The following is a 16,003-nucleotide window of genomic DNA, read 5'->3' as shown; positions in this document are numbered from 1 at the left end:
CAAAAAAACCCCAATCCACTTTGTATAAGAGGTTTGGGATTTATTTAAATAAGGGGCCCACCCATTTTACCAGTATCCCATTTTTGAAGACCTGCTGTCAGGTTATTATCTTTGTTCTTAACCCAAATCAATGTACCAGCGGGAGGATTATCAAAGCCAATTTTTGTAGCACAATCAAACTTTGTAAGAACTTTCCCGTCAGATCCTATAGCAACCTACACCATAATAAAAGGATATCTTCCCGTTTGCTTCGAACTTCGCAAAAACTGAAATAGAGGACTCTACCGCCAGTATTATTAGAACAGAGATTAAAACAAGAAACTTTCTTATCATAAGACTGCTCTTCTCCTGAATTTTTAAATCCCCGCTTTCATTACAGTTCTTCTTCCCTATTATTTTAAATAGTTCCTAATATTCAAATATCTGTATGACAAAAATCTCTTATGGAAGGTTATGCCCAGTTATATCGTCATTAATCTCCATTTAGACTCTCATAAATATGAATGCAAGTATTAGGAAATGATTATTTCCCCTTTTGCCGAATAAGGCTTGATATTTGAAAATAACTTTGTTCAAAAAAAGAAGATAACCCCTTGTAAATCAAGGGGTTATCTTTTGTTCTAGCTATATCCACGAACCTATAATTTGTCTCATGTAATGTATGAATGATCTCAAAACATGATAAACCCCTCTGTTTACCGGTTTACCGGAGTCCCGGAAAATCGTTCTGGCGGAGCGCTTCGAACAGGACGATAGCCGCCGAATTCGACAAGTTTAGCGAGCGGACCGCATCCGACATCGGCATTCTCATGGTCTGGCCGGGGTGGGCTTCCAGAATTTCGGGCGGGAGCCCCTTCGTCTCTCTGCCGAACACGAAAAAATCGCCGTCGCGGAATTCGAAATCTGTATACCGCTTATCGGTTTTCGTGGTGGCAAAAAAGAACCGGTTTCTGGCATATTTCTCTTTGACCTCGTCAAAAGAATCGTGATATTCCAGTTTGACGGAATGCCAGTAGTCGAGCCCTGCCCGTTTCAGTGTTTTGTCGTCCGTTGAAAATCCGAGCGGCCGCACCAGATGCAGGTAAGTCCCTGTCGCTGCGCAAGTCCGGGAAATATTGCCCGTATTCGCGGGGATTTCCGGTTCAACCAATACGATGTGAAAAGCCATGCTGCACGTTCACCTCTTTCCTCTGCTAGTATACCACTTTCCGCTCCGCAATTTTAACACTCGTTTTACGTGTTCTTAATATGACCGTGATACATAGGTGCGATAATAGAGTTAATAACCGAACCCAAAGGAGACCGATTCATGAAGAAAAAAGTGCTAGTCGTAGACGACGAACCTTCGATCTCCATGCTCATCGAGTTCAATCTGAAGCTCGTAGGCTTCGAAGTCCAGTGTGTATATGACGGTGAGGCCGTATTCGACGTCATCGGCCAGTTCCGCCCCGACATTATCGTTCTCGACCTGATGCTGCCCAAAATGGACGGCCTGCAGGTCTGCCGCAAGCTGCGCAGCCAGAACAATCTCGTTCCCATCATTATGCTTACCGCCATGCAGGATTTATCGGATAAAATCGCCGGACTGGATAACGGTGCCGACGATTACATGACCAAGCCTTTCAGTCCGCAGGAGCTGATTTCGCGCATTCAGGCGATCATCCGCCGCATCCAGACCCTCCCGGCCTCGGGCGAAGAAGCTCCGATCACGATCGGTCAGCTCAGCATCCGTCCCGATCAGCGCGAGGTAACCTGCGCGGGCAAACCGGTTGATCTGACCCCCAAAGAATTCGAGCTGCTTGTGTTCCTTTGCAAGCACAGAGGCAAAGTACTGAGCCGCCAGCAGCTGCTGCACGGCGTCTGGGATTATCATTTCCTCGGCGATACCCGTATCGTCGATGTCCACATCTCACATCTCCGGGATAAAATCGAGGCCAACGCCCGGACACCCGAATATATTATGACCATCCGCAACGTTGGCTACAAATTGACCGAGCCCGCCATTAAAGAGAGTTTTGCCTGAGGGCCGCCCGGAATACAAGCATACACAAGGAGTAAAAGGGAACGGCGGATGATTCCGCCGTTCCTTTTGTATGGCTTTACGGACCTGGAATAATCCCTTCGCGGGCAGTCCGGGACAGAAACGCGCGCGACTTTCAAACGCTTGTTCAAGTCCTGCAAAGCGAACGTTCAAGCACAAAAACGAGGCCCCTTGCGGGGCCCCGTTTTCCGGTCATGATAAAGAAGAATGCCTGTTTGTAAACCATTACCCGTTGCGCTTGCTGAAATCGTTCATAAACTGGGCGAGTGCCTGGCACGACTCGTAAGGAACCGCATTGTAAGTCGAGGCTCTCAGACCGCCGACGCTGCGATGACCTTTGAGACCGACAAATCCGTTTGCCTGGGACTCCTTGACGAAAAGCTTTTCCAGCTCTTCCGATTGTAGACGGAACGTGATGTTCATTCTGGAACGGCTGTCGGCATCGACGCAGCCTTGATAGAAGCCGCCGCTGGCATCGATCGTGTTGTAAATCAGGTCGGTTTTGTCGCGGTTGATCTTCTCCAGTGCGGCAAGTCCGCCCTGGCGTTTGATCCAGTGCAGCACCAGATTGATCATATACACCGAATAAGAAGGCGGTGTGTTGTAAAGCGAATCGTTCTTCACGTGGGTGTCGTAGCGGAACATGGTCGGAAGGTTCGCATTCGCGCGCTCCAGCATGTCCTCCCGCAAAATAACGACCGTTACGCCCGAAGGACCTAGATTTTTCTGAGCCCCCGCGTAAATCAGGCCGAACTTCGAGACGTCGACCGGACGGCTGAGAATATCGCTGGACATATCCGCGATGAGCGGAATGCTGCCGGTGTCCGGGTAGCTTTGAACCTGCGAGCCTTCGATGGTTTCGTTCGACGTGACATGCAGATAAGCCGTCTGATCGGACAGGTTAAGCGCACCGAGATCCGGCATACGCATGAACTTCTGATCTTTCGAGCTCGCCACAACCACGGTTTCCCCGAAAAGCTTCGCTTCCTTGATCGCTTTGTCCGCCCACGCGCCGCTTTGAACATAGGCCGCGGTTTGTCCGGCTTGCAGAAAATTCATGGGAATCATGGTGAATTGTGTGCTTGCTCCGCCTTGGAGGAAAAGCACTTTGTAGCCGTCCGGAATGCTGAACAATTCTTTAAGCAAGCTTTGCGTTTCGTTGTTCACCGCTTCGTACTCTGCACTGCGGTGCGAAATTTCCATAATCGACATGCCGATACCGCGGAAGTCGACAAATTCCTTCTGCGCCTGCTCCAGCACTTCCAGCGGCAAAGCCGCCGGACCGGCGTTAAAATTGTAAGCACGGTTTCCCATTTTTCTCTCCACACCCTCTGCTTCATTTGATTTATCGCTATGATAGCAGTATTCGCCAGCACCATCAAGAGAAAGTTGCATGGATACGGGCCTTTCCGCCAAAATTAAAAGAAGCTTAAGCAAAAGGAGCAGATCCGACATGACCGATCCGTTAGAGCGCCTGTTCGTCGCCGTTCCGCTGTCCGGACCCGTCAGGGAGAATCTGAGCGGCTGGACCGAGAGGCTGAGAGATTCAGGAACCCCCTTCCACAAATGGGTTCATCCGGAGGACTTCCATATCACGCTGAAGTTTATCGGCGACACGCCCCGGTCTACCCTGCCCGCTCTCTCCCCTCTGCTCGAACAAGCGGCAGAGGCTCATTCTCCGCTGGAGCTTACCGCGGCGGGAGCGGGAACCTTCGGCCCGAAGGATGCCCCGCGCATCCTCTGGGCGGGTCTGCAGGGCGATCTGGACGCCCTGCAAACACTTCAGCGTGATGTGGAGGCGGCCTGCTCGTCTCTCGGCTTCGAGCCGGAGGACCGGCCCTACCGGCCCCACATCACGCTCGCCCGCCGCTATACAGGCGGGCGCAAATGGGCGCGTGAACTGCTGGACGCGCCGGGTGAGCCTCCTTCCGCCTCCTGGACGGCGGAAGAGATCGTGGTGTACCGGACCCATATGGGCCGGTCACCGATGTATGAACGCGCAGGAGCTTTTGCTCTGCGCGGGTAAAGGAAGGGCCGCCGTGGACGTTACGGCGGCCTTTCTGCCGCGGCTGCGCGCCCACGCGCGCGACATCGCCGCCCGGCTCCCTCGCCCGCTTTGCCATGCGCAGCAGCCCCGCTTCTGCTCGCTCCGCTTGGCGCATCCTGCGTGCCCACGCGCTCGACGTCGCCGCCCGGCTCCCTCGCCGGCTTCGCCCATGCGCAGCAGCCTCGCTTGGCGCAACCGCTCGTTCCCTTCCGTCCCGTATGAAAACCGCCGCCGGGAGACATCCTGACAGGGCGGCGCACGCGTTCCCAAAACTGTCGATTTTGCGCGTCCGAATTTATGTTACGCTCATTACATAGCAAGGACTAACGGACTACCCCGTGCCGATCCTTGAACCAAGGAGGCATTCGAATGAACTCAACTAACGACATCGCGGACAAAGCCCGCGCCTTCCTCTATACCTGTTACAGCGAATGGGGCCGCAGCGAACAGGAAGCCGAAGAACGGTGGCTCGACGTTTGCGCCCAAATCGAAGAAACCGGCACTTACGTACATAGGCCGGAAGAACTGGAGTACGGCGCCAAATTAGCCTGGCGCAACAGCAACCGCTGCATCGGCCGTTTGTTCTGGAACACGCTGAGTGTATTTGACGGCCGTCATACCGGCACCTTCGAAGAAGTGCGCGACGCTCTGCTTACGCATATCCGTTTTGCCACGAATGACGGAAAAATCCGTCCGGCCATCACCGTTCTCCCGCCCGCCGGGAAGGACGGCAATGGTCCCGTACGCATCTGGAACCACCAGCTCATCCGTTACGCCGGTTACGAGACGAAGAACGGACCGGTCGGCGATCCGAACTCCATCCCCTTTACACGGATTTGCCGGGAGCTGGGCTGGGAAGGCGAAGGAACGCACTTCGATCTGCTTCCGCTGGTCATCCAGATCGGCGACGATGCCCCCCGGTGGTTCGAGCTTCCCCGCGACCTCGTGCTGGAGGTTCCCCTCCGTCATCCCGAGCTGCCGGGTTTCGAGGACTTACAGCTGAAATGGTACGCCGTGCCCATTATCGCCGACATGCGGCTGGAAATCGGCGGCATTTCTTATCCCGCCGCCCCTTTTAACGGCTGGTACATGGAAACCGAAATCGGTGCCCGCAACCTGGCTGACGAACAAAGATACAACCTGCTTCCGCGGACGGCTTCCCTCATGGGGCTGGATACCGGTTCGAATGCGACCTTCTGGAAGGACCGCGCATTGATCGAGCTGAATGCCGCCGTCTATCATTCCTACCGCAACGCCGGCGTATCCATTGTCGATCATCATACGGCAGCCCAGCAGTTTCAGCTGTTCGAGCAGCAGGAAGCCCAGGCGGGAAGGGAAGTAACGGGAGACTGGACGTGGCTGATTCCCCCGGTATCTCCGGCGACTACGCCTATTTTTCACAGCAAGTATGAGAACACCTGGAAAACCCCGAATTTCTATTACCAGAACAAGCCTTACGAGAAATAACTCCAATGAACCGGCCGATGTATGTATAATTAGGCCTGGTTTAAACCACCGGTCAGACATTAATAAACATCCTTATTTCTTTGTAACCGTCGGTTCCGGCATCCTATTGAGTTCGCTTACGCAAAAGCCTGTGCTTCATGCACAGGCTTTTTTTGTTTGTCTTAGCTAGCCTAGCAGACTTTTCATTTCATCCATGTTCAGACAATGGAACAATTCGATAATAAACAAGGCTATGTATAGCAAAGCGATGACATTTTTTGGTAAATCAATGACTTAAACCATCTGGTCAGTTGTATTGGAAATATTTTCTATTTAAGATACAGATGTATAAAATTCAATAAGGAAGGGAGTTCGTTTAGTCGTTTAAAAACGATATCACAGGTTACATGACAAGCTTGATCTACATAAGCATGCCAAATAAACCGATACGGTTAGGAGTGTATAGGATGAGAAGACGCATGATTAACACAGCCAGTTTATTACTGTTGATGTGTACAATTTTATTAGTACCTAGTAACGCCTTTGCTGCTTACACCATAGGAACGGAAACACCTTTTCCAACTCCATCAGTCAAGGAATCCTATACCTCCGGCGATGTTACTTTTTCCAAAACGGGGCATCCCGTATTCGTTTCAAATGCGCCGGAATCCATCTATGATCATCAAGTCAACAAGACGTTATACCGGGACACCCTGAATGGTACGTTTAGATTTTGGTCCTCCCACAGAAATATGACGACCGAAAACGTAAAATTCTTTTTGTACGTTAAAAACCCGTCTGCCACAAACTCCGTTAAATTGTATTTGATAAAGGATGGTTATGGAGATTCCAATGCGGGCGGGGATGTTACGAAAGCGGCTTCTACGGCCACTTCGGGCTTTATGAGCAGCAAAAATGCCGGCGGAACCTATCTAGCAACTATTGCGCCGGGTCAAGGATACGCTTATGAATATTCTGCAGCGGGAGGAATTGCAAGTCAGAAAGCGATTGTACATATCGCGGATTTCAGAGCAGTAGATGTAACTACGGGCAGTGACGCTAATGTGAAAATTTCAGATATTTCAACAAATACGGGAACGACGAATTTAGCCGCCTACGCAAATACGGCAACCATTGCCTCGACCAACTACAATGCCAAAACAAAAGACGATTATCGGGGTCTGCTGCAATATTCGGGAAGAACTGCGGATATCCATCTTACCTTGACGAGCGCTGCACCTGCTAGATTTATTACGCAAAGCGACGATGGCGGGTATATAAATGAACAAGACATTCTCCTGTCCAGATGGAATATCGACGGAAACCCGCAAGATCAAACTCCTGCATCCTTCAACGGTAAAATCAGGGGCGCTTACTGGTGTACGGACTATACGTACCACATTAACATTACCAATTCCAGCGGACTTCCGAATGTTTATACCTTGTATGGCAGCAGAACCAGCGGCGCATTTATCAATTATAAAATCAGTACAGTGACTAATCGCCATGTAGATAAGGGGAATGGCATTGTCATTAACGATACACCGACTTATACGCTTCATACTATCGTTCAGCCTTCAAACAACCTGCCTTTATCCCTGGACTTTGTTGCCCAGTAAATCATAAAGATAAGCAAAGAAAAAGCGGGAGGTTTCCGCTTTTTTCTTATTTCTGTTGAACTTCTTATCTGCCTCGCTATGAATGAAAGCGGCTGGAATGATCAATATTAAGCCCCATATCCAAGTGATTTTTCCTAGTTGAGGAACGAACGTCCGGTCCATTCCCCTAACCCGCCCAAGAAAGGAGGAGAACGATGATGTGGAACTGGATGAAAAACCGTAAAACCGGCAGCCCGTTATCCGGCATCCCCATGCCTGAGCCGCGGATAGCGGTACCGAGCCTATATATAGAAGAAATTTTGAGCGGCAAGCAGCTTTCCGCCGGAATCGAGGAAAATCTGAAGCTTTTTCAAGATGTTCTTCAATACAACGATGATCTGACCGTCCGCCGCTTTCAGCTGTTCGAAGGGACTTCCGCCGCTCTTGTGTTCTTCTCCTCTTTTGCGGACCAGGAGATGATCCGTTCTTATTTGATTAAGCCCCTTATGACTCATACGGAGCAGGAAGATTTGATTGTCGATTCCGAATCGCTGGCCTCCTACCTGACGGAGAAGGTCATTCAGGTGAGCCGGATCACGGAGGAAAAGGCCCCTGACCGGATCATCGACGAATTGACCATGGGGGAAACCGTGCTGCTGGTGGACGGAATCGCGACGGCCTTCCTGGCGGATACACGGAAGATCGAAAAACGCTCGATCGAGCAGCCGCAGACCGAGCAGGTGATCCGCGGTCCCCGGGAAGGTTTCATCGAGCATTTACAGACTAATCTCGCCCTGATCCGGTACCGGCTGCAAACCGCCGATTTCCGTGTACATACGATGCACATCGGGCGCGTGACCAAATCGAAGGTGGCGCTCTGTTACATTCAGGGAATTACCCATCCGGCACTGGTCCATGAAGCCAAGAAGCGCCTGTCCTCCATCGATACGGATTCCATCCTGGATGCCGGGTATATCGAGCAGTTCATCGAGGATCATCCGCTCTCGCCCTTTCCGCAGATTCAGAATACGGAGCGCCCCGACAAGACCGTCGCCGCGCTTGTGGAAGGCAAGTTCGTCATTATGGTCGACGGTTCCCCCTTTGCGCTTATCGCGCCGACTGTGTTCAGCCAATTTTACCAGACCGTAGACGATTACACGGAGCGGTTCCTGATCGGCAGTATGACCCGGTTCATCCGGCTGATTGCGCTGCTTTTTTCCCTGGTGTTCCCCTCGCTTTACGTGGCCGTGATCTCCTTCAATCCGGAAGTGATCCCGACGGACTTTGCCGTGGCGGTAGCCGGCTCCAGAGCGGGGGTTCCTTACCCGGCCATGGTCGAAGTCCTCCTGATGGAAATCTCTATGGAAGTGCTGCGCGAGGCCACCATCCGCCTTCCCCAGCTTATCGGCGGGGCGCTTTCCATCGTGGGCGTCCTGGTCATCGGCCAGGCGGCCGTATCGGCCGGTTTCTCCAGCCCTATTACGGTCGTCATCATCGCCATGACCACCGTCGGCTCTTTCGCTACGCCGGCTTACAACGCCGCCATCGCTCTGCGGATGCTCCGGTTTCCGCTTATCGTGCTTGCCGGCTGCTTCGGGCTGTACGGCATCATGTTCGGGATGATTCTCATTACCAATCATCTGCTCAGCATCCGCTCGTTCGGCGTCCCCTATATGACCCCGGTCACTCCTTTTAACGCGCAGGAATGGAAAGATACGCTGCTGCGCGGACCGATTTGGTGGATGAGCGACAGGCCGGGGCATTTAAAATCGCTTCAGACCAAAAGACGCAAGCATATCGACCGGTATTACCGGTCGCCGTCCAGCTCCTGGGACAAGATTTCCGAAGCCCCGGACCAAGGGGGTGTGCCGGATGAATGACCAGCGCTTAACGAACTGGCAGGCCATGTGCATTCTCATCAGCACGATAGCCGGAGTAGGCGTGCTCCCCCTGCCGAGACTCGCCGTTACCGCAGGCGAAACGGCCGCGCCGCTCGTAACGGCCGGCGGCATCCTGCTGGGCGCCCTGCTTATCATGCTCTGGTCCTTGCTCGGGATGCGGTTTCCGGACCTGTCCCCCGTGGCTTACAGCAAGCTGATACTCGGCAAATGGGCATCCGGCGCGCTGTTAGTTGTCATCGCGCTGTTCTATCTCGTCGCGACGGCCTTTTCTTTCCGGGAATTCAGCGAAGTAACCGGAACTTTCGTTCTGCGGCGCACACCGCTTGAAGTCATCCTGTTTATGATGCTGCTGCTCGTTGTGCTATCCGCACGCAAAGATATTTACTCGTTTACGCTGATCCACGCGTTTTATACTCCCTTCGTGGTAGGTCCTGTCGTGGTTATCATGATGCTCTCGTTTAAGGAAGTGGAACTGCTGAATTTGCAGCCCTTCACGACAAATCCGGACTTCACGTTCTGGATCGGCTCTCTGGGCATCACCACCTTGTTCCGGAACGTGGTGATCTACACGTTTATCGTACCGCGCATGAGAAACCCGCAGAAAGCGCTCAAGGTCGGGTTAACCGGAACGGCGATTTCCGGAGGACTTTATTTGGTGATCGTAATCACCACGGTCGGCGTTTTCGGGGCGGAGGAAATCAAACGGCTCGTCTGGCCCACTTTGGAGCTTGGACGAGCGACGATCGTTCCCGGGGAATTTCTGGAGAGAATGGATGCCATTTTCCTCGTCACATGGATTATTTCGGTCTTTAATTCCCTCCTGAGCGGATACTACCTGATTCTCCTTATTATAAAAGAAGAATTAGGGCTCAAAGATCACCGGATGCTGGCGACCTTCCTGATGCCGTTCATGTTTCTGGCGGCCATGATGCCGCAGAACGTGATCCAGTTGTACAGGCTCAGTACCCACATTCTCCCATGGGGATTGATCGCCATGATCGTGATTCCGTCTGCTCTGCTGCTTATAGCGGGCATACGCGGCAAAGGAGGCGTCGCCCATGCGCCCGACAAGGACTAGGCTGCCGTTTCTGCTTCTGACTGTGCCGCTGCTGTCTTTGCTGCTGGCCGGCTGCTGGGATCAGCAGGAGGTCGAGGACCGGGCTCTCATTCTCGGCATGGCCATAGACCGGGCGGAAAATCCGCCCAATATTCAGAGCAAAGACCGGGTTAATCATCTGGAGCCCAATCCGATTCCGGCCGACAAAATGATCCGCGTGACCGCTTCTATTGCCGTGCCCGGCCGCATTCCGCTCGGCCCCGGCGAAGGCGGAGGAGGCAGCGGCGGACAAGACACGACCAAGCCGGTCTGGATCGTTTCCGTGTTCGGTCATACAGTCAACGACGCCCTGAACAATCTGCAGCAGCAGATTGCCGATCCCAAATTTCTGATCCATCTGCGGGTGGTAGTCGTCAGCGAAGAGGTTGCCTACGATACCCTCGAACACATCAACGATTATTTCCGCCGCGATTCCGAGGTGCGCAGAAGAACATGGCTGCTTATTTCCAAAGGAGAGGCCGCCCGCTTCCTTAACGTGGCCCCTCCCCTGGAAAGAGTCCCGACGCTCTATGTCTTGGCCATGCTCGATAAATCGGTCAAACTCGGCAAGTTCCCCCGCGATTATATCGGGACGTTCTGGAGCACCCAGTCCAAGCAGGGGCAGGAAGGTTATCTTCCTTATGTCGATATTCGCCGGAACGAGAACATCCTGATCGGGGGCATGGCTCTTTTCCGCAACAATAAAATGGTAGGAACTTCCGAACCTCTTGAAATCGGGGCCTTTATGTCCGTAAAAGAGATGAATCCGGGCGGCTATTCCCCACTTGTGGATGTGCCCGGGATAGGCCCGGTCATGGCAACGACTACACTAAGAAAATCGAGAATTCATCTGGAGATGAAGAACGGTTCTCCCCGCTTCAAAGTGATGATCTATCTGGAGCAGGATTTGGAAGAGAAGTACTTGGAAGACACCGTAATCGACGAAAAGGCCATCTCCAAAATCGAAGAAGCGATAAGCAAAGAAGTGAACAAAATCATCCTAAACTTTATCCGTAAAACACAGCGGATGAAATCGGATATCTTCGGCTTCGGGGAGTACATCCGGGCGAAAGAGCACGCATACTGGTCCGCCCGCATCGGTTCGAAAGAAAAATGGGAAACCCGTTATGCCGATCTCCCCGTCGAGGTTCAGACCACGGTCCGCATCAACCGGACCGGCATGCAGTTCAGATAGGAGGCGGTTTTCATCCTAAAAATCGGCTTTTTGCATTATCTCGGAGGTTATTTTGCGGTATCGGGGCTGATGCTCCTCTGGATCGACAAGCGGATTTATGCCATAAGCGGCTGGCGCAAGGAAAAGACGTTTACGCTATGGCTGGGGATCGTGCAGTTGGCGCTTGGCCTCTTGGCGCTGGCCGCTCATTATTTCCTCCGGTATTCCGTCTGGTAAATCCGCGGCATCGTACAGGCACACCAACCCTCCCCTTCTAATAAAATGCTTGCAGGAGATTCGTTTGGAGAAGGGGATTATATATGGCCAAACAGGTTCCGTCCCGCAAAAAGCGGCAAGCATCACCACTTCCGGCGGGACTGCTCCGGGTGGATCCGCATTCCCCCGGGAGCAAAACCCCGCCCCCCGGCGGCTCAACGGGACCGGAGGAAGCAATCTCCGCCTTGGATACCGCCGAAAGCCAGCAGCACCGTTCCGCGGAGACCGGCTGTCTCAACGGGTTGACCGAAGATGAACTTCTTGAGGCACAAATCACTGCGAAAACGGGCCCCTCCAACCCGCTGATCGGCGTACTTGTCAAAACGCTTCAGCCCTCCTCACCGAACCTGTTCGGAGGAATCACGGCTTTTTGCAAAGAGCTGGATGAAGCGAGCAAGGAGCAGGGAGCCCGCGTGTTTTTCTTCTCCGTTGACGGCATAAAGCCGGGAAGCCCGCGAATAAACGGCTGGCACTATGCCTCCGGGAGCTGGAAAAAAGAAACTTTCCCGATGCCTTCCGTTATTTATAACCGGCTCACCTCGCGCATTCTGGAAAACCGGCCGAAGGTCCAGCAATTTTTCCGGGATGCCAAAGCAAACTACGGCGCCAAAGTGTTTAACGAGAAATATTTGAACAAAACGGAAGTGTTTCAAGCTTTAAAAGACGAAGCGGCGTGCAAAAGCTTTCTTCCCGAGTCGTATCTCTTCAAAAACTATGTCATGCTGCAGTCTATGTGCAAAAAGCACGCCACGGTCTTCCTCAAGCCCGTGTTGGGAAGCCTCGGCAAAGGCATTCTGCGTATCTCCGCGCTGGGAGGGGGATCGTACAGCTGTGATATCCCTACGCTGAACGGCACGAGCCGCAAAGTGTACCCGAGTCTGCTGAAGCTGTTCAACGCCCAGGCCGGGAAGCTGAAAACGAGCCGTTACCAGATCCAGCAGGGTCTCCAGCTCGTGCAGGTCGGCGGCCGTCCCGTCGATTTCCGCGCCCTCGTCCAGAAGGACCAGCAGGGAGAATGGGCGATTACCTCCATTGTCGCCCGGATTGCGGGGGCCAATCACTTCGTCTCCAACCTGGCCCGCGGCGGATCGCTCAGCACGGTCAAGGAGGCGCTCGCCCAAACCTCTCTGCCGGCAGCGGATCACAAGAAGATCTCGGCGCAGATCCGTAAAGCGGCCCTTGCCGTAGCGGAAGGCATCCAGACGCATATCCCCGCCCTGTTCGGCGAGCTCGGGGTCGATCTGGCTGTCGATACCGGCGGGCGGGTGTGGCTGCTGGAGATCAATTCGAAGCCGTCGAAGAACGACAATACCGCCCTGGACGGGGGCAGTAAAATCAGGCCGTCCGTCCGCAGGGTCATCCACTACTCCAAGTATTTGGCGAATCATTAATGTAAGCGCAAGAAAACCCGAGATAAACAGAGGATAGCGGAGAGAAAACAGAATGAAAGGCTTCTCATCCGCTCAGTAGTTCCTTTCGGGCTATTTCTAATAGTTTTCTAATTAAACGGCGCAAACCCAGACGAGGTCTGGGTTTGCGCTTTTTTATCCAATTAACCCCATCTTTGTGTGTGCTATACTGAGACACATCACGAGATGGAGGTACAAGACATGAAAAAACAACTAGGAAAGAAACTCATCATCGCAAGTCTGAGCGCCGCAATCGCCCTCTCGGGAGGACTTACTGCTCTTCCTCAGCAATCGCACGCCGCCGTTTCTTCTTCCGCTTTCAAAGCGAAAGCCGATAAGATCATCACACTGGGTAACAAATACCTCGGCAGACCTTACAAATTCGGAGCCAAGACAGGTAACACAAGCTCCTTCGACTGCTCTTCTTTCGTTCAATATGTATATCAGCAGAATGGAATCAAACTTGCCCGCGGCGCACGCGATCAGTCCAAAAACGGAGTCAAGATCAAACGCAGCGAGCTTAAACCGGGAGATCTCGTTTTCTTCTCCACGACCAAAACAATGAAATATTCCGCAAGCTCCGTTAACCGCATCGGTCACGTCGGGATTTATGCCGGCAATAATAAAGTCCTTCACACCTTTGGAAAAGGGGGCGTCACATACAGCAACATGGGTTCCGGCTGGTGGGACAACCATTACGTGACCGCAGTAAGAGTCATCAAGTAACTCACACAATCTTTTTACTAGCGGAGGATTCTTTCTATGAAAAAAATAGCCAAGCTTGTGCTGGGACTAAGTCTTCTTGCAGGAAGCAGTCTTAGCGCCGGGGCCGCCTTTGCAGCGACGGCACCAGCAATAACAACATCATCTACTATTATTACCACAGGCAATCCATATCTGAAACAACTTCCTTATTCCAGCCAAGGAAAAATTTATGGAACCGTGCCTAAAGGCACCAAATTGACTGTGCTCGAAAATACAAACCAGTATTACGTCAAGGTGAACTATAACGGTCAAACCGGCTATATTTCCACCTTGTACTTAAAGGCGGTCGGCGGCGGAACTTTTACGGCTCCGGCTCCTTCTAAACCCGGAACTTCCGGTTCCAGCAGCGCAACCTGGAGCAAACAGGCGGACAGCATTCTCTCGTTCGCCAAGTCTCTTCAAGGTAAGGTGCAATACGCTTACGCCAAGAACGATACGAATAAGCTCATTTTCGACTGCTCTTCGTTCACGAAGTATGTCTTCAATAAGGAAGGTATCCACCTGCCTTGGGGCGCACGTGCCCAATACAAGCTGGGAACGCCTGTCAGCAAGAGCGAGCTGCGCAAAGGCGATCTCGTCTTCTTCTCCACTACGGCTACAGCTAAGAACAAGGATACCGTCAACAAAATCGGCCATGTGGGTATCTACATCGGGAATAACAAATTCATCCATAACGTAAACCCAAAGGATGATGTCGTAATCGGTGATCTCAACAACACTTGGCAGAAAAATCACTATGTCGCATCGGCCCGCATTCTCAAATAATGCGTCACGGCCTTCTAAACCGGGAGCTTGGCTCCCGGTTTTTTTTGCGTATGCGGACTTCCAATCCCTACTCGTACATTCATTGTATGTCAAAAGGTTCCGGACCGTTCCCCCGCCGGGGAAGGATAGGCGCCGCGCCCCCCGTTTCAAACTCACAAACCGCTCCCGCCGACCATATGATAATACAGTTTAACAAGAAGGGACTGGGAATCGTAATGGCAAAGCCCGTAATCGGCATCCTCACCTGGCGGGAGGGGCACTCCTTCAAGGAACCCGGCTATTTTCGCTCGCTGGTGAGGGAAGGCCAGAAGTTAGACGCCACCGTATTTATCTTCTCTCACAAAGATGCGTTCCCGGATAAAAAACAGGTCCGCGGCTATGTACCGGTCGGAAACGGAAGCTGGTCCAGCCGTATCTTCCCCTGGCCGGACGTCGTCATCGACCGGTGCCGAACGGCACAGGAAGGCTACAGCGAATTCCGCAAACAAAAGCATTTTGTGTACGCCAATCATACGTTTACGAACAAAATGAGCGCGACCCGGCTTTTTTCGAACGAGGAAGCACTCAAGAAATGGATTCCGGCTACCGTCGATTATAACGCCGAAAACCTCGTGCGCATGTTCAAAAATCACCAGATTGTTTACATCAAACCCGGAAACGGAACCGGCGGCAAAAGCATCGTGAAGATTTCACGGGTGAAGGGCGGCTACAAACTGCTCGGGCGGACGAAAGGGTACGCGAAACGCAACGTCCTCTTCCGCAACATCACCTCGCTCACGAACTGGCTCAACCAGTGGGTCCGCCAGGAGAGGATACGCAAGGGCAGCTTTATGATCCAGCAGGGACTGGATCTGGATCTTCTGCCTGGCCACGTCTCCGACATGCGGCTGCTCATCCAGAAAAACGACAAGGGCAAGTGGGAAGTTACCGGCGAAGGCATGCGCATAGGCGCCATCAACAATCCCACTTCGAACCTGCACGGAGGCGGCCGCGCGTCCTCCACGGAAGCCGTGCTTCACAAACGTTTCACGCCCGAGAAGACACGCGAGATCATCGCCGAGTGCCACGATCTGGCCCATGGGGTCGTCACCGTCATCGAGAAGCATTTCGGCAGAATGCTGGAATACGGGCTCGATATCGGAATCGATAAGCAGGGCAGCGTGTGGCTGATCGAAGTAAATCCGAAGCCGGGGCGCGAACTGTTCAAGAAGATGGGCCGCAAAGATCTGTACCAGCAATCCATTCGCCGGCCGCTGCAGTACGCGATCCATTTGTACGAACAAGCGCAGAAGCATGAACAGAAACAAGAGCAGAAGCAGGAACAGAAGCAGGAGCAGGAGCAGGAAAAATAACAGGCGGCCGCCTCGTCACCGGATCGCAAATCCGACGGGGCGTTCCTTCATAAGCGGTCTTGCGGCTAAAGCGTAAAAAAGGGTGCAGGAGATTCTCCTGCACCCTTTTTATGCGTTTTTTCCGAACGGCTCC

14 protein-coding genes are annotated in these 16,003 nt (G+C 52.7%); 12 read left to right on the top strand and 2 right to left on the bottom strand.

Going from position 1 to position 16,003, the window contains the following annotated elements; genetic code table 11:
* Window positions 1-703: 703 nt before the first annotated feature.
* Window positions 704-1,168: a tRNA (uridine(34)/cytosine(34)/5-carboxymethylaminomethyluridine(34)-2'-O)-methyltransferase TrmL gene (gene trmL, locus HMPREF1207_RS18330; RefSeq protein ID WP_009676060.1), complete on the bottom strand. Its 465-nt coding sequence runs from the start codon at window positions 1,166-1,168 to the stop codon at window positions 704-706.
* Window positions 1,169-1,309: 141 nt separating this feature from the next.
* On the opposite strand from trmL, the gene HMPREF1207_RS18325 reads away from it, so the two are divergent.
* Entirely contained in the window at window positions 1,310-2,023 is a 714-nt protein-coding gene (locus HMPREF1207_RS18325; RefSeq protein WP_009676211.1) for a response regulator transcription factor, read from the top strand.
* A 243-nt stretch (window positions 2,024-2,266) separates the two neighbouring features.
* Here the strand turns inward: HMPREF1207_RS18325 and serC are convergent, their stop codons facing one another.
* Window positions 2,267-3,355, bottom strand: coding sequence for a 3-phosphoserine/phosphohydroxythreonine transaminase (gene serC, locus HMPREF1207_RS18320; protein WP_009676187.1), 1,089 nt, complete (start codon window positions 3,353-3,355; stop codon window positions 2,267-2,269).
* A 139-nt stretch (window positions 3,356-3,494) separates the two neighbouring features.
* Between serC and thpR the strand changes: the two genes are divergently transcribed.
* From thpR to HMPREF1207_RS18260, 11 genes are all read left to right on the top strand, one after another.
* Entirely contained in the window at window positions 3,495-4,067 is a 573-nt protein-coding gene (gene thpR, locus HMPREF1207_RS18315) for an RNA 2',3'-cyclic phosphodiesterase (protein ID WP_016423868.1), read from the top strand.
* Between the two features lie 390 nt (window positions 4,068-4,457).
* Window positions 4,458-5,555: a nitric oxide synthase oxygenase gene (locus tag HMPREF1207_RS18310; RefSeq protein ID WP_009676136.1), complete on the top strand. Its 1,098-nt coding sequence runs from the start codon at window positions 4,458-4,460 to the stop codon at window positions 5,553-5,555.
* A 446-nt stretch (window positions 5,556-6,001) separates the two neighbouring features.
* Window positions 6,002-7,153, top strand: a complete 1,152-nt coding sequence (locus HMPREF1207_RS18305; RefSeq protein ID WP_016423867.1) for a hypothetical protein — start codon at window positions 6,002-6,004, stop codon at window positions 7,151-7,153.
* 194 nt (window positions 7,154-7,347) lie between these two features.
* Complete coding sequence (locus tag HMPREF1207_RS18295; RefSeq protein WP_009676081.1) at window positions 7,348-9,012, top strand: spore germination protein; 1,665 nt, start codon at window positions 7,348-7,350, stop codon at window positions 9,010-9,012.
* Window positions 9,005-10,111 (top strand): GerAB/ArcD/ProY family transporter, encoded by a 1,107-nt coding sequence (locus HMPREF1207_RS18290; RefSeq protein WP_009676159.1) that lies wholly within the window; start codon window positions 9,005-9,007, stop codon window positions 10,109-10,111. Before HMPREF1207_RS18295 ends, HMPREF1207_RS18290 begins: the two co-directional genes overlap by 8 nt.
* Window positions 10,092-11,324: a Ger(x)C family spore germination protein gene (locus tag HMPREF1207_RS18285; protein WP_009676130.1), complete on the top strand. Its 1,233-nt coding sequence runs from the start codon at window positions 10,092-10,094 to the stop codon at window positions 11,322-11,324. The genes HMPREF1207_RS18290 and HMPREF1207_RS18285 overlap by 20 nt, the downstream gene beginning before the upstream one ends.
* Before the next feature lie 30 nt (window positions 11,325-11,354).
* Entirely contained in the window at window positions 11,355-11,540 is a 186-nt protein-coding gene (locus HMPREF1207_RS18280) for a CLC_0170 family protein (protein WP_009676224.1), read from the top strand.
* Between the two features lie 83 nt (window positions 11,541-11,623).
* Window positions 11,624-12,970, top strand: a complete 1,347-nt coding sequence (locus HMPREF1207_RS18275) for a YheC/YheD family endospore coat-associated protein (RefSeq protein ID WP_009676108.1) — start codon at window positions 11,624-11,626, stop codon at window positions 12,968-12,970.
* Window positions 12,971-13,189: 219 nt separating this feature from the next.
* Window positions 13,190-13,714, top strand: a complete 525-nt coding sequence (locus tag HMPREF1207_RS18270; protein ID WP_009676065.1) for a C40 family peptidase — start codon at window positions 13,190-13,192, stop codon at window positions 13,712-13,714.
* A gap of 36 nt (window positions 13,715-13,750) precedes the next feature.
* Window positions 13,751-14,518, top strand: coding sequence for a C40 family peptidase (locus HMPREF1207_RS18265; protein WP_009676196.1), 768 nt, complete (start codon window positions 13,751-13,753; stop codon window positions 14,516-14,518).
* Between the two features lie 215 nt (window positions 14,519-14,733).
* The gene (locus tag HMPREF1207_RS18260) at window positions 14,734-15,870 is read left to right on the top strand and encodes a YheC/YheD family endospore coat-associated protein (protein ID WP_009676091.1); all 1,137 of its coding nucleotides are present in this window, start codon (window positions 14,734-14,736) and stop codon (window positions 15,868-15,870) included.
* The last annotated feature ends 133 nt before the right edge of the window (window positions 15,871-16,003 follow it).

Origin of the sequence: Paenibacillus sp. HGH0039 (assembly GCF_000411255.1) — a bacterium.
GTDB lineage: Bacteria > Bacillota > Bacilli > Paenibacillales > NBRC-103111 > Paenibacillus_F.
The sequence above is the reverse complement of the archived record's forward strand: the minus strand, read 5'-3'. Positions and strand labels throughout refer to the sequence as shown.